Origin of the sequence: Rhodococcus sp. ACPA1 (assembly GCF_002300195.1) — a bacterium.
In the GTDB taxonomy this organism is placed as follows: Bacteria; Actinomycetota; Actinomycetes; order Mycobacteriales; family Mycobacteriaceae; genus Rhodococcus_F; species Rhodococcus_F opacus.
Window position 1 is genome coordinate 159,411 of the sequence record NZ_NSDX01000005.1, and the last position, 19,381, is coordinate 178,791.

Sequence of the window (19,381 nt, forward strand, 5' to 3'; positions counted from 1 at the left end):
GCCCCGACCATCGGTTGACACGTCTCGATGAGGTCACGGAAAGCGTACAAAGTGTTGCGGCATCGTGCCTGATAATTGCGAATATCCGTCCGAACTGGGCAGATTCGGTCAAATTTCGGTAACTGTCACCCCTGGGCCAGGGTCAGCACCACGTCTGCCAGGGCCGGAGCATGATCACGCTCGGGAACCGTGGCCGAGATGAGGAGGCAGCCCTCTTCCCGCCAGATCCGCGTGTGCAGCGTCTCGCCGGGAAAAACCACGCCCGCGAACCGGACTCGGAACCCCGCGACCTGCGACGCGTCCGAGTCGAGCACCGCGTCGACGGCCGCTTTGCACACCATCCCGTAGGTGCACAGGCCGTGCAGAATCGGGGCGGGAAACCCTGCGGCGGAAGCGAACTTCGGGTCGGAATGCAGGGGGTTGCGGTCACCGCACATCCGGTACATCAGCGCCTGCTGCGGAAGGACAGGGGTGTCGACCTCGACGTCGGCAGGCCGGTCGGGCAACTCGACGGACTGCGACGGGCCGCGCTCACCCCCGAAACCGCCTTCCCCGCGGGCGAAGATGGACGACCGCCCGGTCCACAGGGGAGTGCCGTCGAGGTCGGTGGTCGTCGATTCCTGCACGATGACGGCGGCCTTGCCCTTGTCCCACACCTCGGCGATACGGGTGGTGGTGCGGGCCTTGCCCTCCGGGGGAATCGGCTGGTGCACGGTCACTTCCTGGCTGCCGTGGACCACGTTTGCGAGGTCGATCTCGACTCCCGGGAACGACACACGCGGGGCCTCGGTCGCGTGGAAATTCGCGGCCACCGTGGCGAACGTGGGGAGCACCTGCGGCTTCCCGTCGGTGAGGTACCGCAACTCCTTCTCGTCGAGCGGACGGGATCCGGCACCGAGAGCCAGGTGGTAGTGCTGCACGTCGGAACTGGTCCAGGAGAACTCCTGAACGGGCAGTTCGGCTCCGATGGCGATGTTCGGATCAATGGGCATTGGTGGTGTCTCCGGTGAGTGACGTCGGGGAATCGGCCTGGGAGGACTTGTCGAGGATATCGAGAACCGCGAGATAGCCGAACGTCATCGCCGGGCCGATGGTCGCGCCGGGGCCGGCGTAGGTGTGGCCCATCACCGGGCCGCTGGCATTGCCCACCGCATAGAGGTTCTCGATCGTGCTGCCGTCCTCCCGCAGCACGCGGGCGTTGCGGTCGGTGCGGAGACCGCCCTTGGTGCCGAGGTCGCCCGGGACCATCTTGACGGCGAAGAACGGCGCCTTCGCGAGCGTCCCGAGGCTCGGATTGGGCTTGTTGCGGGGATCCCCGTAGTAGTGGTCGTAACCGCTCTCACCACGGCCGAAGTCCTCGTCCTTGCCGTTCCGGGCGAAAGTGTTGAAACGCGAGACCGTTTCGGTGAGTGCGTCGACCGGCACGCCGATCTTCCCGGCCAGCTCGGCGACGGTGCCCGCCTTGACGATCACACCGGCCTTCAGCCAGCGACCGGGGAACGGGGAGCGCGGCGTGACTCCGGCGAACGCATACCGGTCGCGGTAACGCTGGTCGAGGACGAGCCAGCACGGCACGTTCTCGCCCGGTCCGTCGCCCTGGCCGTGTGTGCCGCCGTACATCGCGTGCGTCGCCTCGACGTACGGCGCGGATTCGTTGACGAAGCGCTTGCCGGATTCGTTGATCATGATGCAGCCGGGCAGGCTCCGCTCGGACAGCGCGAACCACGGGCCGCCGGTGAGCGGGATGGACGGTCCCCACCAGGCGTCTTCCATCAGATCGAGCGCGGCGCCGAGCTTTTCGCCCGCCCAGATGCCGTCGCCCGTGTTGGCCTTCGCGCCGACGGTCCATTCGGTGCCGATCGGTGCCCGCTGGTACTTCTTGCGGGCCTCGTCGTTGTGCTCGAATCCGCCCGACGCGATCACGACGCCGCGGCGAGCCCGGAACACCTGTGGCTGTCCGTCGACCGTGGCGTTGACGCCCTTGACCACGCCGTCCTCCACGTACAGGTCGGTGAGCGGGGTGTCGAGCAGGATCGGGACGCCGGCGGCCTTCAGTCCGGCCTGCAGTCCGGCGACGAGCGCCTGACCGCGGACGAGCAGGCGCTTCCCGGTGAGCTTGGCGCCGAGGAATCGGAGCCCGACCCGGGCCGCGCGCAGCGGGCCGCGGGGGTTGCGCATCAGCAGGTTCAGCCAGCGGTAATCGGCTTGGGTGATCACGAAATTCGACGGGGCCTTGACGTAATCGGGTTCGAGCTTCGCGAGGTCGGCGCCGAGCTTCCTGCCGTCGAAGGGTGTCGGCTCGACGGACCGTCCGCCGAGCCGTCCGCCGGGGGCCTCGGGGTAGTAGTCGGAGTATTCGGGCACCCACTGCAGTTTCAGCGGGCTGTTCTTCAGCACGAACGACAGCATCTCGGGGCCGCGGTCGATGTAGGCGTCGATCCGGTCCTTCGGGACGACGTCGCCGATGATGCTGTGCAGGTAGGTCCGCGCGGCGTCCGTGGTGTCCTCGACTCCCGCGGCGATCAGCGCCTCGTTGTTCGGGATCCACACGCCACCGCCGGAGCGTGCGGTGGAGCCGCCGAAGTGCGGCGCCTTTTCGAGGATGACGACGCTGAGTCCCTTGTGGGCGGCGGTCAGGGCCGCGGTCATTCCACCGGCACCGCTACCGACGACCACGATGTCGTATTCGTGCTTGCTCATGTAGAACACGTTATAGAATGATGGGGTTGTCAGTCCATCCTTTCTGCCAGGAAGTATTACTGACGCCAACAAACAAGAACGAAACACGTTGCAGTGGAAACCGGTGGGCGTGCGCACGCAAACGAACTTCAGGGAAGGTCCTCAACCATGCTCTCGACGCAACTACGCACCGAGTTGGCGAATCAGCTCGACGCCGCGGAACGGGGCCGTGCTCCCATCGGCCCCCTGACCGCGGACCACCCCGACATCGACGTCGTCGACGCCTACGAGATCCAGTTGATCAACATCCGCCGCCGGCTGCAGGACGGAGCGAAGGTCGTCGGGCACAAGGTCGGCCTGTCGTCCCTCGCCATGCAGCAGATGATGGGCGTCGACGAACCCGACTACGGCCACCTGCTCGCCGACATGGAGGTCTTCGAGGACCAGCCCGTCGACACGGCGCGGTTCTGCTTCCCGCGCGTCGAGGTCGAGGTCGCGTTCATGCTGGGCGCCGACCTCCCCGGCGCAGGCTGCACCGAGCAGGACGTCCTGGACGCCACCGTGGCGTTCGCGCCGTCCATCGAGCTGATCGACAGCCGGATCACCGATTGGAAGATCACACTGCCCGACACGATCGCGGACAACGCGTCGTCCGCCGGTTTCGTGCTCGGGAAGAACCGGGTGCGGCCCGCGGACATCGACATCACAGCCATCGACGCCGTGCTGACGAGCAACGGCGAGACCAAGGCCGAGGGGCGCAGCGACGCGGTGCTCGGCAATCCGGTGACGGCCGTCGCCTGGCTCGCGCAGAAGGTCGAGAGCTTCGGCGTCCGGCTGAAGGCCGGCGACATCGTGCTGCCCGGATCGTGCACCCGCGCCATCGACGCGCATCCGGGCGATCACTTCCGCGCCGAGTTCAGTGGGCTCGGCTCCGTATCCCTGCAGTTCAAGTAGGAGTTTGTTCATGACAAAGGCAAGTGTGGCGATCGTCGGTTCGGGCAACATCAGCACCGACCTGCTCTACAAGCTGCAACGATCCGAGTGGCTCGAACCCCGGTGGATGATCGGGATCGACCCCGAGAGCGAGGGCCTGGCACGGGCCCGCAAGATGGGGCTGGAGACGTCGGCCGAGGGTGTCGACTGGTTGCTGAACCAGCCGGAGAAACCCGATCTCGTCTTCGAGGCCACGTCCGCGTACGTGCATCGGGAGGCAGCGCCGCGGTACGAGGCCGCCGGCATCCGGGCCGTCGACCTGACACCCGCCGCCGTCGGACCGGCCGTGGTCCCGCCGGCGAACCTGCGCGAGCACCTCGGCGCCCCCAACGTCAACATGATCACGTGCGGAGGTCAGGCCACGATCCCGATCGTGTACGCCGTCTCCCGCATCGTCGACGTGCCCTACGCCGAGATCGTCGCGTCGGTGGCGTCCGTCTCCGCGGGCCCGGGCACCCGCGCCAACATCGACGAGTTCACCAAGACCACCAGCCGCGGCATCGAGACCATCGGCGGAGCGCAGCGCGGCAAGGCCATCATCATCCTCAACCCGGCCGACCCGCCGATGATCATGCGGGACACGATCTTCTGCGCGATCCCCGAGGACGCCGACCGCGCCGCCATCACCGATTCCATCCACCGCGTCGTCGCGGACATCCAGCAATACGTCCCCGGCTACCGGCTGCTCAACGAACCGCAGTTCGACGACCCGAGCGTCGTGTCGGGCGGGCAGGCGACGGTCACGACGTTCGTCGAGGTCGAGGGCGCAGGCGACTTCCTGCCCCCGTACGCGGGCAACCTCGACATCATGACCGCGGCGGCAACCAAGGTGGGCGAGGAGATCGCCCAGAAGCTCCTGAGTGTGGAGGCATGAGAACTATGGTTCATTTCGACGCCAGTTGGGACATCCGAGTCACCGACACCTCGCTGCGGGACGGTTCGCACCACAAGCGGCACCAATTCACCGGTGAGGAGGTCCGGGCCATCGTCGGTGCGCTCGACAACGCCGGGGTCCCGGTCATCGAGGTGACGCACGGCGACGGACTGGGTGGGTCCTCGTTCAACTACGGGTTCTCCAAGGTCCCGGAGCAGGAACTCATCTCGATCGCCGTCGACACGGCGAAGAACGCGAAGATCGCCTTCCTCATGCTGCCGGGGCTCGGCATCAAGGACGACATCATCGTCGCCCAGGACAACGGCGCCTCGATCTGCCGCATCGCCACGCACTGCACCGAGGCGGACGTGTCCATCCAGCACTTCGGGCTGGCCCGCGACCGCGGTCTCGAGACCGTCGGCTTCCTGATGATGGCGCATTCGATCGCACCGGAAAAGCTCGCCAAGCAGGCCCGGATCATGGCCGACGCCGGCTGCCAGTGCGTGTACGTGGTCGACTCCGCTGGCGCGCTCGTGCTCGAGCAGGTGTCGGACCGCGTCGAGGCGCTGGTGCAGGAACTCGGCTCGGACGCCCAGGTGGGTTTCCACGGTCACGAGAACCTCGGACTCGGTGTGGCCAACTCGATCGCCGCCGTCCGGGCAGGAGCCAAGCAGATCGACGGCAGCACAAGACGATTCGGCGCCGGTGCCGGTAACGCGCCGGTCGAGGCGTTCGTCGGCGTGTGCGACAAGATCGGCGTCAAGACGGGGATCGACTTCTTCGCGATCGCCGACGCCGCCGAGGACGTGGTGCGTCCGGCGATGCCCGCCGAATGTCTCCTCGACCGTCAGGCGCTGATGATGGGGTACGCCGGCGTCTACTCGAGCTTCCTCAAGCACGCCGAACGCCAGGCCGAACGGTACGGCGTCTCGTCCGCCGAACTGCTCGTCCGCGCCGGCAAGCGCAAGCTCGTCGGCGGCCAGGAGGATCAGCTCATCGACATCGCGCTCGAACTGCAGCGCGAGCGGGCTGCGGCTGCGCCGCCCGTGAGTACTTCTTAACGTCGGGCGGTTGATAAGTACTCACGGGTCAGCGGGCGGTCTCCCACAGCCCGACGACGTTGCCCTCGGAGTCGGTGAAGTATGCGGCGAATCCCATGTTCCCGACGGGGGTCCTGCCGGTGACGGTCTTGCCACCGAGGGATTCGATCCTTTCGAGGGCGGATTCGATGCTCTCGACGTCGACGGTGACCACGGGAGAGTTCACCTCCCCGCGCTGCATCATGCCGCCGTTGATGTAACCCGGTTCGTCGGGCATGCCGCTCTCACCGACGGGTCCGGTGGTGACCATGCTGTAGTCCATGTCGGGGATCTCGGCGATGGCCCACCCGAATGCGTCCCGATAGAACGCTCGTGCGCGGTCACCGTCGTCGAAGGGGATCTCGAAGTGCACGATTCGGCCTGTCATGGCACGCCTCCGGTTCGGCTGGAACCGCCGTATCCGACGGCACATCCAGCCTAAGCGCCCGATGTGACATTCGTGCAGCCTGACTGCACGAATGTCACATCGGGCGCCGCATCCGCCGCAGCGGCACCGACGACTATTCGACGCGATCTCGCACGTCGATGAACCCCTCCATCACCGCGTGGTTGATGCTGTCCCACAGTCGCGGGCACCCCTCGCGGAGCGCGGTGGACTGTCCCTCGCCGACGGCGTCCCGGAACGTCGGGCACGTCTTCGCAGGGTCGTCCGTCCACTGGACGCTTGTGTGCTTGAGGCTGTTCTTGCGCACCAGCACACAGGTTCCGCACGTACGGCACTCGACTTCGTTCATGCCGTCGTCGAGGTAATTGGCCTTGTCGGCCAACGTTTGCGCATGAATGGCCTCGAGCCGAGCAGGCTGCCCGGCGAAGTCGGGAGCTTTGGCCCATTCGGTCGAGGCACTCATGATCAGACCTGCGCTTCCTTGCTCTCGGACCGCTCCGCAGTCGTACTCTCGGACCCCTCCGCAGTCGTACTCTCGGACCCCTCGGCGGCCTCCCGCTCGGCCTTCTGACGGGCCAGGTTCTCCTCGACCTCGTGCTGCCAGGCCTCGTTGGCCTTGGTGGTGTCGACCTCGAACTCGAAGCGCTGCGTCATCTTGTCGGTGACGTCGGCGACGTCGACGTAGAACTGGTCGTACCAGCGTCGCAGCTGGTAGACCGGACCGTCCTCGTCGCAGAGCAGGGGGTTGTCGATCTTGGTCTTGTTCTTCCAGATCTCGACGTCCTGCAGGAATCCCTCGGCGATGCCCTCGGTGAACTTCGCGGCCAGCTTGTCGGCTGTTTCGTCGTCGATGCCGGTCGGCTTCTTGACGGTGACGCCGTACTGGAGCATGAACGAATTGTTCGTCACCGGATAGTGGCAGTTGATGAGGACGCTCTCGACCTCGTACCCGCCGTAGCTGTTCCACAGCGGATTGATCATGTAGGACGGCCCGTAGTACGCGGCCTCGGAGCGCAGCAGTGATTCCATGCCGTACTGCGTCGCCATCCCGACGTCCGGGCGACCCTTCGTGTTGAGGTACTGCGTTGCGATGTGGCCTTCGAAGACGTTCTTGAAGTACGTCGGGAATGCGTAGTGGATGTAGAAGAAGTGCGCCATGTCGACCACGTTGTCGATGATCTCGCGGCAGTTGGACCCTTCGATCAGCATCGAGTTCCAGGTCCAGTCGGTCCATTCGTCGCTGTAGGCGCCCTCGATGCGGGGGATGGTCACGTTCTCCGGCGGGGGATTGCCCTCCGGGTCGTTCCAGACGAACAGCTGACCGTTCTGCTCGAGGGTGAGCCACGCCCGGGTGCGGGCGATCGGGGGAACCCGGCGGGCGTAGGGAATGCTGGTGCACTTGCCGTTGCCGCCCCAGCGCCAGTCGTGGAACGGGCAGGCCACGGAGTCGCCCTTCACGGTGCCCTGCGACAGGTCGCCGCCCATGTGCCGGCAATACGCGTCCAGAACCTTCAGTTCGCCCTTGCTGTCGGCGAAGACGACGAGTTTGGTGCCGAATGCCTCGATCGAATGCGGTTTGCCGTCCTTGAACGTCTTGGTCAAACCGAGGCAGTGCCAACCACGCGCGAAGCGGGTCTGGACCGTGCCCACATCGATCTCGCGAATCTGCGCCATTGTGCCCTCACATCCCTTCATGCTGTTAGTAGAACACGTTATAGAACTTCGACACGATCCGCCAGATTTTCGGGGGCTTTCTTCCAGACCCGGGCCGTCAAACAGCACCTTTGCCGGTATCTCGACATAAATGGGAACGTGTTCTAGTCTCAGAAGATAAGTGAACCATCGAACGAGACAGGAGCGTCCTGTGGGTGACCATGACAGTCACGAGGTGATGCAGCGGCTCGACGCACTACTGCCGACGCTGCGAGAGCGTGCGCAGGAGACCGAGGATCTACGTCGTATCCCCGACGATTCCATGAAGGCGCTCCAGGAGACCGGATTCTTCCGGTTGCTCCAGCCTGAACAGTGGGGTGGTTACCAAGCGGATCCGGTGCTGTTCTACTCCGCGGTGCGGAAGATCGCGAGCGCCTGCGGTTCCACCGGCTGGGTCTCGTCGATCATCGGTGTCCACAACTGGCACCTCGCCCTGTTCTCGCAGCAGGCTCAGGAAGACGTGTGGGGTAACGACACCGACGTCCGGATCTCGTCGTCGTACGCGCCGATGGGCGCGGGCCAGGTCGTCGACGGCGGATACACGGTCAACGGTGCCTGGGCCTGGTCGTCCGGCTGTGATCACGCCAGCTGGGCAGTGCTCGGTGGGCCCGTCATCAAGGACGGCCGCCCCGTCGATTTCGTCAGCTTCCTCATCCCGCGCGAGGACTACCGGATCGACGACGTGTGGAATGTCGTGGGACTCCGCGGAACCGGAAGTAACACCGTGGTGGTGGAGGACGTCTTCGTCCCGACGCACCGCGTTCTCAGCTTCAAGGCGATGAGCAACCTCACCGCACCCGGGCTCGAGCGCAATACCGCGCCCGTCTACAAGATGCCCTGGGGAACAATCCATCCCACCACCATCTCCGCGCCGATCGTCGGGATGGCCTACGGCGCCTACGACGCGCACGTCGAACATCAGGGAAAGCGCGTCCGCGCGGCGTTCGCCGGCGAGAAGGCGAAGGACGACCCGTTCGCCAAGGTTCGCATCGCCGAGGCGTCGAGTGACATCGACGCCGCCTGGCGCCAGCTGTCCGGGAACGTCGCCGACGAATACGCACTGCTCGTCGCGGGTGAGGAAGTGCCGTTCGAGCTGCGGCTGCGGGCACGCCGCGACCAGGTGCGCGCGACGGGCCGCGCCATTTCGTCCATCGACAAACTATTCGAGAGCTCGGGGGCCACCGCGCTGGCCAACGGCACGCCGCTGCAGCGTTTCTGGCGGGACGCGCACGCCGGACGCGTCCACGCGGCCAACGATCCCGAGCGCGCCTACGTCATGTACGGCACAGGCGAATTCGGACTGCCCATCACCGACACGATGGTCTAGGAGAACACGTGACGACTACCGAAGAGGCCCTCACGTTCGAGTCCACCTCGAAGTTCGCCCAGGTCCGGCCCGACCTGAAGTTGCACTACCACGAGGCCGGGATCGGCAACGACACCACGATCGTGCTGCTGCACGGCGGCGGGCCGGGCGCTTCGTCGTGGTCGAACTTCGCCAGGAACATCCCGGTTCTCGCCGAGAAGTTCCACGTGCTCGCCGTCGACCAGCCGGGCTACGGGTTGTCGGACAAGCCGACCGAGCACCCGCAGTACTTCGTGCACAGTGCGTCGGCGTTGAAGGATCTGCTCGACACCCTCGACATCGGCGGGCGTGTCCACCTGCTCGGCAACTCCCTCGGTGGCGGTGCCGCAGTGCGTTTCGCGCTGGACTACCCGGACCGCGCGGGCCGGCTGGTGCTCATGGGTCCGGGCGGACTCAGCGTCAACCTGTTCGCCCCGGACCCGACCGAGGGCGTCAAGAACCTCGGCAAGTTCGGCTACCAGCCCACCCGGGAGAACCTCGAGGCGTTTCTGCGCATCATGGTGTTCGACCAGAAGTTGATCACCGACGAACTGATCGACGAACGTTTCGCCGCGGCGAGTGCACCCGAGTCGCTCGCCGCCGCCAAGGCGATGGGAAAGTCGTTCTCCTCGGCCGACTTCGAGCTGGGAATGCTGTGGCGCGAGGCGTACAAGCTGCGCCAGCGGGTGCTGCTGATCTGGGGGCGCGAAGACCGGGTCAACCCGCTCGACGGGGCGCTGGTGGCGCTGAAGATGATTCCGCGGGCGCAGTTGCACGTCTTCGGCGGGTGCGGGCACTGGGCGCAGCTGGAGAAGTTCGACGAGTTCAACCGTCTGGCCACCGTTTTCCTTCTGGACGGGGGTAAGTGATGAGTATTCGTTCACTGGCATACATGCGCATCGAGGCCACCGACATGGCCGCGTGGCGCGAATACGGTCTCAAGGTGCTCGGCATGGTCGAGGGCAAGGGCTCCGACCCGGACGCCCTGTATCTGCGGATGGACGACTTCCCGGCTCGCCTCGTGATCTTCCCGGGGGAGCAGGACCGGCTGTCGGTGTCGGGCTGGGAGACGGCCAATGCCGCGGAGTTGCAGGAGGTCCGCGACAACCTGTCGGCGGCCGGCGTCGCGTTCAAGGAGGGGACGGCCGAGCAGCTGCAGGACCGCAGGGTCGACGAGCTGATCACGTTCGAGGACCCGTCGGGTAACACGCTCGAGGCGTTTCACGGTGCGGCGCTGGAGCACCGGCGCGTGGTCAGCCCGTACGGGCACAAGTTCGTCACGGGTGAGCAGGGCCTCGGGCACGTCGTGCTCTCGACCACGGACGACGAGGCGTCGCTGCGCTTCTACCGCGACGTCCTCGGTTTCCGCCTGCGCGATTCGATGCGGTTGCCCCCGCAGATGGTCGGGCGGCCGGCGGACGGCAAGCCGGCGTGGTTGCGGTTCTTCGGCTGCAACCCGCGGCACCACAGCCTCGCGTTCCTGCCGATGCCGACGCCCAGCGGCATCGTGCACCTGATGATCGAGGTCGAGAACTCCGACGACGTCGGATTGTGCCTCGACCGCGCGCTCCGCAAGAAGGTCAAGATGTCGGCCACGCTCGGCCGCCACGTCAACGACCTGATGCTGTCGTTCTACATGAAGACCCCCGGCGGCTTCGACATCGAATTCGGTTGCGAGGGACGCCAGGTGGAGGACGAGAGCTGGATCGCGAGGGAGAGCACGGCCGTCAGCCTGTGGGGTCACGACTTCAGCGTCGGGATGCAGCCGTGAGTGAGGTGACCGGGGACGGGGCCGTCGCGGCCGAGGCGATCGATCCGCGACGGTTCCGGACGGTGCTCGGCCAGTTCTGCACCGGCGTCACCATCATCACGACGATCGACGACGGCGTGCCCGTGGGGTTCGCGTGCCAGTCGTTCGCCGCGCTGTCGCTCGAACCCCCGCTCGTGCTGTTCTGCCCGACCAAGACGTCGCGGTCGTGGGCGGCGATCGAGCGCAGTGGCATCTTCTGCGTCAACGTGCTCGCCGAAGAACAACAGTCGACGTGCGCCCGCTTCGGTTCCCGGGACCCGGACAAGTTCGCCGGGATCGACTGGACGGAGTCGCCGCTGGGCTCGCCGATCCTCACCGGTTCGCTCGCCCACATCGATTGCTCGCTCGAGAGCGTGCACGACGGCGGCGACCACTGGGTCGCGTTCGGCCGGGTCTCCTCCCTGAGTGAGATCAGGGAGGAGCGACCGTTGCTGTTCTACCGCGGGCAGTACACCGGCATCGAGCCGGACAAGACGGTGCCTGCGCCGTGGCGCGACGACCTCGAGGCGTTCCTCACGACGTCGTCGGAAGACACCTGGCTCTAGTTCCTAGACGGCGACACCGATGTACTTCGTCTCGAGGAATTCGTCGATGCCGGTGGTCCCGCCTTCGCGTCCGAGCCCGGATTCCTTCACACCGCCGAACGGCGCGGCCGGGTTCGACACCACACCCTGATTGAGCCCGACCATGCCCGACTCCAGCGCCTCGCACACACGGATGCCGCGCTTGAGGCTCTCGGTGTACACGTAGGCCACCAGCCCGTACGGGGTGTCGTTGGCCCGCTCGACGGCCTCGGCCTCGGTCTCGAACGTGCTGATCGCGGCCACCGGGCCGAAGATCTCGTTGTGGCACATCTCGGCGTCGTCGGGCACACCCGTCAGGACCGTCGCCGGGTAGAAGTTGCCCGGACGGTCGAGTGCCTCGCCGCCGGTGAGCACCGAGGCGCCGCGGTCGACCGCGTCCGCGACGAGACTGCTCACCTTCGCGACGGCCGCCTCGTCGATCAGCGGTCCGACCACGACGCCGTCCTCCGTGCCGCGCCCGACGGGCAGGGCCTCCATCCGCTGCGTGAGTTTGCGGGTGAATTCCTCGGCGACCGAACTGTGCACGAGTATCCGGTTGGCAGCCGTGCAGGCCTGGCCGATGTTGCGCATCTTCGCCGCCATGGCCCCGTCGACGGCGTCGTCGAGATTCGCGTCGTCGAAGACGAGGAACGGCGCGTTGCCGCCCAATTCCATGGACGTGCGCATCACCGTGCGCGCGCACAGTTCGAGCAGATGCTTTCCGACCTTGGTCGAACCGGTGAACGAGAGCTTGCGGGCCCTGCCGTCGAGGATGAGGGGGGTGATCACCTCGTCGGGGCTGGACGTGGTGACGACGTTGACGACGCCGTCCGGCAGTCCGGCCTCGGTGAGGATGTCGGCGAGCGCCAGGATCGACAGCGGCGTCTGGGCCGCCGGCTTGATGACGGATGTACACCCGGCGGCGATCGCGGGCCCGATCTTGCGGGTGCCCATCGCCATCGGGAAGTTCCACGGGGTGATGAGCAGGCTCGGCCCCACGGGCTGGCGGGTCACGAGGAACCGCGACCCGCCGCCGGGTGCGGTCATGTAGCCGCCGTCGATGCGGACGGCCTCCTCGGCGAACCAGCGGAAGAACTCTGCGGCGTAGGCGATTTCGCCCCGAGCCTCGGTGAGTGGCTTGCCCATCTCGAGCGTCATGACCAGCGCGAGCCGGTCGACGTTCTCGAGCAGCAGCCGGTGCGCGTTCATGAGGATGGTGCTGCGTTCGCGGGGTGTCGTGGCCGCCCACGACGGTTGCGCCGCCACCGCCGCGTCGAGCGCCTCGCGGGCCTCCGCTGCGTCGGCGTCGGCGACCGTGCACAGGATCTGTCCGGTGGACGGGTCGTGGACCGGCATGGTGCGGGCGCTGTCGCGCCACTTGCCGCCGATGAACAGGCCGGTCTGCACCGATGCGATTGCTGCTTCCTCGAGCATGATTTTTCCCCATTCTCCGTTGCCGAAGGGACGGTCCCCATGTTATACAGATTGTCAACAATCTGACAATGCACTTGCCGACATCCGCCGGCATCTACGCGTGGGAGGGTTCTCGTGACTCGGCTATCTCCACTGCTCGCACAGGCCACACCCGTGACGGTCGATCACGGTGAAGGGTGCTACCTCTACGGCACCGACGGCAGGCGCTATCTCGACTTCACCGCGGGCATCGGCGTCACCAGTACCGGGCACTGCCACCCGCACGTCGTGGAGGCCGCGCGCAGGCAGGTCGGCTCCCTGATCCACGGCCAGTACACGACCGTCATGCACCAGCCGATGCTCGAGCTGGTCGATCGACTGGGGTCGGTGCTGCCCCCGGGGCTCGACTCGCTGTTCTTCGCGAACTCGGGGAGCGAGGCGGTCGAGGCGTCGCTGCGACTGTCGCGGCAGGCGACCGGCCGCCCCAACGTGATCGTCTTCCACGGCGGCTTCCACGGACGCACGGTCGCGACGGCGACGATGACCACCTCCGGCACCCGGTTCTCGGCCGGCTTCAGCCCGCTGATGGGCGGCGTGCACGTGGCACCGTTCCCCAACGCCTACCGCTACGGCTGGTCCGAGGAGGAGGCGACCGCGTTCGCGCTGAAGGAACTCGACTACATCTTCGCGACGCTCACCGCGCCGAACGAGACGGCGGCGTTCGTCGTCGAGCCCGTTCTCGGTGAGGGCGGGTACGTGCCCGGAAACACCGCGTTCTTCCAGGGTCTCCGCGAGCGCGCCGACCGGTACGGCATCCTGCTCGTCATCGACGAGATCCAGACCGGTTTCGGCCGCACCGGCAAGTTCTTCGGGCACCAGCACTTCGACGTCCGGCCCGATATCATCACCATCGCCAAGGGGCTGGCCAGCGGCTTCCCGCTGTCGGGCATCGCGGCGTCCGAGGAGCTCATGGCCAAGGGCTGGCCGGGGTCGCAGGGCGGAACATACGGCGGCAACGCCGTGTCCTGCGCGGCCGCGGTCGCGACACTCGAGGTGATCGAGAAGGAAGATCTCGTGGCCAACGCCGCCGCGCGGGGCGTCCAGTTGCTCGACGGTGCGCGCACGCGTGCCATCGACGGGATCGGCGACGTCCGTGGCCTCGGACTGCTCGTGGGCAGCGAGTTCACGGCCGCCGACGGCAGCGCGGACCGCGCGAAAGCGGCTGCGGCGCAGCAACTGGCCGCGAAGAAGGGGCTGCTGCTCTTGACCTGCGGCGCCCACATGAACGTGGTACGGATGATTCCACCGCTCATCGTGACGTCGGAACAGATCGAGGACGCCCTGAAGATCTGGTCCGAAGTACTCGACGAAGTGTGACAAGCACCCGTGAGTACTTGTCAACCGCCCGCGGTTAACAAGTACTCACGGCTCCGAAGGAGGACCTGTGGCTCGCTACATCACCATCAGCCTGGACAAGCGCGGCGTGACCTGCCGTGCCCGGCTTCTCGACGAGGACGCACCACTCACGTGCGACGCGGTGTGGGACGTGCTTCCGCAGAGCGGCGACGCGTACCACGCCAAGTACGCGCGCAACGAGGTGTACACGCTGATCCCGCGGATCACCGCGGCGCCGCGGCGGGAAAATCCTACCGTCACACCGATTCCCGGTGACGTGTGCCTGTTCGACTTCGAGCCCTGGGAAATCGGCAACTCGGCCTACGGGTACGAGCCGGGCTCCGAGGCGCACGCCGCGCAGGGCGCCACCGACCTCGCGATCTTCTACGGCCGCAACAACCTCCTGCTCAACGGCGACGTCGGCTGGGTGCCGGGCAACGTGTTCGCCGCCATCGAGGAGGGGCTGCCGGAATTGGCGGCCGCGTGCAACGACCTGTGGATGCGCGGGGTCGAAGGCGAGACGATGAGCTTCGCCCGGGCCTGACGTCGGCGCGACCGGTCCAGGGTGTGCAGTTTGGCCCTCGACGAGCGCCGGGGCGTCCACCACCATCGGACGATATGAAGCTGGACATCTATCAGATCGACGCATTCGCCGCCGGACCCTTCGAGGGAAACCCGGCGGCGGTCATGCCGCTGACCGACCGGCTGGACGACTCGGTTCTTCAGCAACTCGCCGAAGAGAACAATCTGTCCGAGACGGCGTTCTACACCGCTCGGCTTCCCGTGGAGGCGGGGCCCCACGACCGGGAATACCCGGCGTATCACCTGCGGTGGTTCACCCCTGCCGTCGAGGTGGACCTGTGTGGCCATGCCACCCTCGCCACGGCCGCGCAGATCTTCGAGGACGTGCACCCGGACGCCGACCGCATCCAGTTCTGGACGCGCAGCGGTTGGCTGCACGTCGACCGTGGACCGGACGGGAAACTGGTGATGGATTTCCCGGCCGAGCCGCCGGTGCCGACCGCGGGCGATCCCCGGATCGTCGCAGCACTCGGCATTCCGGTGCGGGAGTGCCTGAAGGCCACCGACCTCGTGTTCGTGGCGGAATCCGAAGACGACATCGCGTCGATGGCCCCCGACTTCGCCGTGATCAGCCCGCTGAAGGTGCGGGGCATCGTCGTCACCGCAGCATCCGACGTCGAGGGACTCGATTTCGTGTCGCGATGGTTCGGCGCCGCGGCCGGCGTTCAGGAGGATCCGGTGACGGGGTCCGCGCACTCGCAGATCGCGCCGTACTGGGCTGACGTCCTGGGCAGAAACAGCCTTGTCGGACGCCAACTGTCGGCGCGGGGTGGAACCGTGCACTGCGAGGTGCGCGGGGACCGCGTCCACCTGTCCGGGGCGTACCGGCGGTACCTCCGGGGCACCGTCGAGTTCTAGCGCTAGCTGAAGACCTCCGAATACAGCGTCTCGATCTGGCCGGCGGTGGGCACGACCGGATTGTTGCCGGGCGATCCGGACGCCAGCGCCTGCTCTGCCATCAGCGGAATGAGGCCGTCCCAGGCATCGCGATCGATCCCGTATGCGAGCGGCGTCGGAACCTTCAGGTCGTGACACAGCGACGTCAGGGTCTCGACGAGGAACTGCGCGGCGACGGAATCGCCCGCCGATTCCGGTGCCGCGCCGAACGCACGCGCGCAGTCGGCGTAGCGGCTCTCCGCTCCCTTCACGGAGAACGCCGTGATCGCCGGAAGCAGCATGGCATTCGACAGTCCGTGTGCGACATGGAAATGCGCACCGATCGGCCTGCTCATCCCGTGCACCAGCGCCACGCTCGAGTTGGAGAACGCCATACCGGCCTGCATGGACGCGACCATCATCGCTTCTCTCGCGGTGCGGTCTTCACCGTCCGCGTACGCCATGCCGATGTGCTTGCCAATCGTGCGGATCGCGGAGAGCGCGAGTCCGTCGGTGAACGGCTGGGCCTTCTTGCTGACGTACGCCTCGATGGCGTGGGTGAGCGCATCGATGCCGGTGTCGGCGGTCAACCGCGGCGGCATCGACATCGTGAGTTCGAAATCCACGATCGCGGCGATCGGCAGGAAGGAGAGTCCCGGGCACAGCATCTTCTCGTCGGACGCGCTGTCGCTGATCACCGTGAACTGCGTCGCCTCCGAGCCGCTTCCGGCGGTGGTCGGTATCGCGATGATCGGCAGCGCCTTCCCGGTGTACACGTGGGGTGCCTTGTACGACCGCATCTCGCCGCCGTTCGCGGACAGCACGGCCAGTGCCTTCGCGGTGTCCATCGGACTACCGCCGCCGAACCCGATCACCGAATCCGCGTTGTGTTCGGCGACGATCCTCAGCCCTTCCTCCAGGGAAGCGGTGGTGGGGTCGGGCACGGTGCCGGAGAACAGTGCCGGCTCCTTACCCGCCGACCTGAGGAGGGTCATGATCCGGTCGGCAGCGCCGGTGCCGGTCAGATAGGAGTCGGTGACGAGAACCGGCCTCTGCAGACCCAATTGGTCGACAACCGAGCCGATCTCGTCGACTGCTCCGGCCCCGATCCTGGCGAAACGGGGGAGTGAGAGATGTGCGGTCATGGGAGAGGTTCCTTAGTTGTTCTGGGGGAATCCGAGGTTGAGGCCGCCGTGGCTGGGGTCGAGCCAGCGGGTGGTGACGACTTTGCCGCGGGTGAAGAAGTGGACGCCTTCGGTGCCGTGGGCGTGGGTGTCGCCGAAGAGGGAGTTCTTCCAGCCGCCGAAGGAGTAGTAGGCCATGGGGACGGGGATGGGGACGTTGATGCCGACCATGCCGACCTCGACCTCGTTCTGGAACCGTCGGGCGGCGCCGCCGTCGTTGGTGAAGATGGCGGTGCCGTTGCCGAATTGGCTGGAGTTGACCAGTTCCAGGGCCTCGTCGTAGGAGTCGACGCGGATCACGGAGAGGATGGGTCCGAAGATTTCGTCGGTGTACACACTCATGTCGGTGGTGACGTGGTCGATCAGGGTCGGGCCGAGCCAGAAGCCGTCTGCACCGCCATTTGCGTGCACGGTGCGGCCGTCGACGACGATGGTGGCCCCGTCGTTTGCGCCGGCGTCGATGTAGGAGGCGACCTTGTCGCGGTGCACCTTGGTCACCAGCGGTCCCATGTCGGAGTCGCGGGTGCCGTCGCCGATCTTCAACGTGTCGGTGCGCTCCTTGATCTTGGCGACCAACTCGTCGGCGATGTCGCCGACCGCGACCAGGGCGGAGATGGCCATGCAGCGTTCGCCGGCGGAGCCGAAGCCGGCGTTGACCATGGCGTCGGCGGCGAGGTCGAGGTCGGCGTCCGGGAGGACGATGGCGTGGTTCTTCGCCCCACCCAGGGCTTGGACGCGTTTGCCGTGGGCGGTGCCGGTGGCGTAGACGTACTGGGCGATGGGGGTGGAGCCGACGAAGCTGATGGCCTTGACGGCGGGGTGGGTGAGGAGTTCGTCGACGGCGGTCTTGTCGCCTTGGAGGACGTTGAACACCCCGGCGGGGAGTCCGGCTTCGGCCCAGAGTTCGGCCATCCAGATCGCGGCGGTCGGGTCCTTCTCGGACGGCTTGAGGACGACGGTGTTGCCGGCGGCGATGGCGATGGGGAAGAACCACATCGGGACCATGGCGGGGAAGTTGAACGGGGAGATGATGCCGACCGGGCCGACGGGTTGGCGGAGGGAGGAGACGTCGATGTTGGTGGAGGCGTTTTCGGTCATGCCGCCCTTGAGTAGGTGCGCGATGCCGCAGGCGAATTCGACGACTTCCTGGCCGCGGGAGACCTCACCCAGGGCGTCGGAGACGACCTTGCCGTGTTCGGCGGTGATGATTTCCGCCAACTCGCCCTTGCGGGCGTTGAGCAGTTCCCGGAATGTGAAGATCACCTGGGTGCGCTTGGCGAGGGAGGTGTCGCGCCAGGCGGGGAACGCGGCGGCGGCGGCGTCGATGACGGCGCGGGCGTCCTCGACGCCGGCCAGGGCCACCTGACCGGTGACGGCACCGGTCGCCGGGTTCGTCACCGGAGCGGTATCGACACGCGTTCCGGGGTAGGACTTGTTGTTGAGCCAATGCGAGATAACGGCCATGGGGTTCACTCCTGGAAAGGTGGGGTGCCCACGAGTCTGCTGGGCAACAATGCCTGCGTCAACGAGTAAAATAGCACTTCGGACTGCACTTTTGCACGAGGGATGAGGACGATGTTCACCGCAGACAACATGCGTTACCTCCTGGAGTTGTCGAGAACCGGCCGCCTCGCCGACGCGGCGAAGCGGCTCGGTGTCGATCACACGACCGTCTCGCGGAGAATCACTCGACTCGAGAAAGACACGGGCACCAGACTTTTCGATCGTGGCGTGTCGGGGTGGCAGCTCACCGAAGCGGGTCGGCGACTGGTTCCCCACGCAGAGGCGGTGGAATCCGCGGTGCTCGCCGCTCTCGACGAAACGTCGTCCCTGGGCGGGCTGACGGGCACCGTCCGCATCATCACTCCCGACGGTTTCGGGTCGTTCGTGCTGGTGCCGGGGTTGGCCGCTCTGCGGTCCGAACACCCCGATCTGTTCACCGAACTCGTCACGTCGACCACCCACGACCTGCTGACCGGGCGCGACTTCGACATCGCGGTCACCCTCGAGCGTCCGTCGCCGCGGTCCGTGGTGGTCCGCAAACTGGCCGAGTACGACCTCCGTCTGTACGCGTCACGGCGCTACCTGGACCAACACGACCCCATCACGTCACTCGAGGATCTCCGGCATCACACGCTCATCTGGTATGTGGATGCGTTCCTCGATGTCGAACCGCTGCGTATCCTCGACGCGCTGATTCCGGATTTCCAGGCCCAGATCCAGACCAACAACATCGCGGGCCACTACCAGGCCGTGAAGCACGGAGTCGGGATCGCGCCGCTGCCGAGCTACATCGGGGCGCTGGACGAGGATCTCGTGCCGGTTCTCCGCGACGACTTCATCGCGCACCGCACCTACTGGTTGGTGGTACCGCGGGAATTGACGCGACTCGCGCGGGTGAAGGCGATCACCGAGGCGCTCTACTCCATCGTCGACGGCAATCCCGAACTGCGAGGCGCAGCAGGGTAA

Annotated in this window: 19 protein-coding genes; 11 read left to right on the top strand and 8 right to left on the bottom strand. The window is 66.5% G+C overall.

The genetic code is table 11. From position 1 onward, the window contains the following. Positions 1 to 125: 125 nt before the first annotated feature. Both CJ177_RS25150 and kstD read right to left on the bottom strand, forming a co-directional pair. Complete coding sequence (locus tag CJ177_RS25150) at positions 126 to 992, bottom strand: MaoC/PaaZ C-terminal domain-containing protein (protein WP_005244824.1); 867 nt, start codon at positions 990 to 992, stop codon at positions 126 to 128. Then, positions 982 to 2,700: a 3-oxosteroid 1-dehydrogenase gene (kstD, locus tag CJ177_RS25155; protein ID WP_082833614.1), complete on the bottom strand. Its 1,719-nt coding sequence runs from the start codon at positions 2,698 to 2,700 to the stop codon at positions 982 to 984. The genes CJ177_RS25150 and kstD overlap by 11 nt, the downstream gene beginning before the upstream one ends. A 147-nt stretch (positions 2,701 to 2,847) precedes the next feature. Between kstD and CJ177_RS25160 the strand changes: the two genes are divergently transcribed. From CJ177_RS25160 to dmpG, 3 genes are read left to right on the top strand one after another with little or no spacing between them, the layout of a single operon-like run. Continuing rightward, positions 2,848 to 3,633, top strand: a complete 786-nt coding sequence (locus CJ177_RS25160) for a 2-keto-4-pentenoate hydratase (protein ID WP_095868891.1) — start codon at positions 2,848 to 2,850, stop codon at positions 3,631 to 3,633. A 10-nt stretch (positions 3,634 to 3,643) separates the two neighbouring features. Beyond that, positions 3,644 to 4,546 (top strand): acetaldehyde dehydrogenase (acetylating), encoded by a 903-nt coding sequence (locus CJ177_RS25165; protein WP_061701045.1) that lies wholly within the window; start codon positions 3,644 to 3,646, stop codon positions 4,544 to 4,546. Next, positions 4,543 to 5,607, top strand: a complete 1,065-nt coding sequence (gene dmpG, locus CJ177_RS25170) for a 4-hydroxy-2-oxovalerate aldolase (protein WP_095868892.1) — start codon at positions 4,543 to 4,545, stop codon at positions 5,605 to 5,607. Before CJ177_RS25165 ends, dmpG begins: the two co-directional genes overlap by 4 nt. 28 nt (positions 5,608 to 5,635) lie before the next feature. On the opposite strand, the gene CJ177_RS25175 is transcribed toward dmpG, so the two are convergent. The 3 genes from CJ177_RS25175 to CJ177_RS25185 form a co-directional block, all read right to left on the bottom strand. Beyond that, positions 5,636 to 6,013: a VOC family protein gene (locus tag CJ177_RS25175; RefSeq protein WP_095868893.1), complete on the bottom strand. Its 378-nt coding sequence runs from the start codon at positions 6,011 to 6,013 to the stop codon at positions 5,636 to 5,638. Between the two features lie 133 nt (positions 6,014 to 6,146). Continuing rightward, positions 6,147 to 6,494 carry a hypothetical protein gene (locus tag CJ177_RS25180; RefSeq protein WP_005244812.1) on the bottom strand — a complete coding sequence of 116 codons (348 nt, stop codon included), beginning with the start codon at positions 6,492 to 6,494 and terminating at the stop codon, positions 6,147 to 6,149. A gap of 2 nt (positions 6,495 to 6,496) precedes the next feature. Further along, positions 6,497 to 7,705, bottom strand: coding sequence for a Rieske 2Fe-2S domain-containing protein (locus tag CJ177_RS25185; RefSeq protein WP_095868894.1), 1,209 nt, complete (start codon positions 7,703 to 7,705; stop codon positions 6,497 to 6,499). Positions 7,706 to 7,895: 190 nt separating this feature from the next. On the opposite strand from CJ177_RS25185, the gene hsaA reads away from it, so the two are divergent. From hsaA to hsaB, 4 genes are read left to right on the top strand one after another with little or no spacing between them, the layout of a single operon-like run. Next, complete coding sequence (gene hsaA, locus CJ177_RS25190) at positions 7,896 to 9,071, top strand: 3-hydroxy-9,10-secoandrosta-1,3,5(10)-triene-9,17-dione monooxygenase oxygenase subunit (protein ID WP_005244809.1); 1,176 nt, start codon at positions 7,896 to 7,898, stop codon at positions 9,069 to 9,071. Between the two features lie 8 nt (positions 9,072 to 9,079). Continuing rightward, positions 9,080 to 9,958 carry a 4,5:9,10-diseco-3-hydroxy-5,9,17-trioxoandrosta-1(10),2-diene-4-oate hydrolase gene (gene hsaD / locus CJ177_RS25195; protein WP_095868895.1) on the top strand — a complete coding sequence of 293 codons (879 nt, stop codon included), beginning with the start codon at positions 9,080 to 9,082 and terminating at the stop codon, positions 9,956 to 9,958. Next, positions 9,958 to 10,860 (top strand): iron-dependent extradiol dioxygenase HsaC, encoded by a 903-nt coding sequence (gene hsaC / locus CJ177_RS25200; RefSeq protein ID WP_005263859.1) that lies wholly within the window; start codon positions 9,958 to 9,960, stop codon positions 10,858 to 10,860. Before hsaD ends, hsaC begins: the two co-directional genes overlap by 1 nt. Beyond that, positions 10,857 to 11,444 (top strand): 3-hydroxy-9,10-secoandrosta-1,3,5(10)-triene-9,17-dione monooxygenase reductase subunit, encoded by a 588-nt coding sequence (hsaB, locus tag CJ177_RS25205; RefSeq protein WP_005244804.1) that lies wholly within the window; start codon positions 10,857 to 10,859, stop codon positions 11,442 to 11,444. Before hsaC ends, hsaB begins: the two co-directional genes overlap by 4 nt. A 3-nt stretch (positions 11,445 to 11,447) precedes the next feature. Here hsaB and CJ177_RS25210 read toward each other — a convergent pair whose 3' ends face one another. Next, positions 11,448 to 12,896, bottom strand: a complete 1,449-nt coding sequence (locus tag CJ177_RS25210) for an NAD-dependent succinate-semialdehyde dehydrogenase (protein WP_095868896.1) — start codon at positions 12,894 to 12,896, stop codon at positions 11,448 to 11,450. 114 nt (positions 12,897 to 13,010) lie between these two features. Between CJ177_RS25210 and CJ177_RS25215 the strand changes: the two genes are divergently transcribed. The 3 genes from CJ177_RS25215 to CJ177_RS25225 all read left to right on the top strand — a co-directional run bounded on the left by CJ177_RS25215 (position 13,011) and on the right by CJ177_RS25225 (position 15,710). After that, positions 13,011 to 14,252, top strand: coding sequence for an aspartate aminotransferase family protein (locus CJ177_RS25215; RefSeq protein ID WP_005244800.1), 1,242 nt, complete (start codon positions 13,011 to 13,013; stop codon positions 14,250 to 14,252). Positions 14,253 to 14,319: 67 nt separating this feature from the next. Further along, the gene (locus CJ177_RS25220) at positions 14,320 to 14,814 is read left to right on the top strand and encodes a DUF3830 family protein (RefSeq protein WP_005244798.1); all 495 of its coding nucleotides are present in this window, start codon (positions 14,320 to 14,322) and stop codon (positions 14,812 to 14,814) included. Positions 14,815 to 14,888: 74 nt separating this feature from the next. After that, the gene (locus CJ177_RS25225) at positions 14,889 to 15,710 is read left to right on the top strand and encodes a PhzF family phenazine biosynthesis protein (protein WP_095868897.1); all 822 of its coding nucleotides are present in this window, start codon (positions 14,889 to 14,891) and stop codon (positions 15,708 to 15,710) included. Between the two features lie 2 nt (positions 15,711 to 15,712). On the opposite strand, the gene CJ177_RS25230 is transcribed toward CJ177_RS25225, so the two are convergent. Both CJ177_RS25230 and CJ177_RS25235 read right to left on the bottom strand, forming a co-directional pair. Next, a complete protein-coding gene (locus CJ177_RS25230; protein WP_061043614.1) occupies positions 15,713 to 16,873 on the bottom strand; it encodes an iron-containing alcohol dehydrogenase in 1,161 nt (386 codons plus the stop codon). Between the two features lie 12 nt (positions 16,874 to 16,885). Continuing rightward, positions 16,886 to 18,376, bottom strand: a complete 1,491-nt coding sequence (locus tag CJ177_RS25235; RefSeq protein ID WP_095868898.1) for a CoA-acylating methylmalonate-semialdehyde dehydrogenase — start codon at positions 18,374 to 18,376, stop codon at positions 16,886 to 16,888. A gap of 111 nt (positions 18,377 to 18,487) precedes the next feature. Between CJ177_RS25235 and CJ177_RS25240 the strand changes: the two genes are divergently transcribed. Next, a complete protein-coding gene (locus CJ177_RS25240; protein WP_061042376.1) occupies positions 18,488 to 19,381 on the top strand; it encodes a LysR family transcriptional regulator in 894 nt (297 codons plus the stop codon).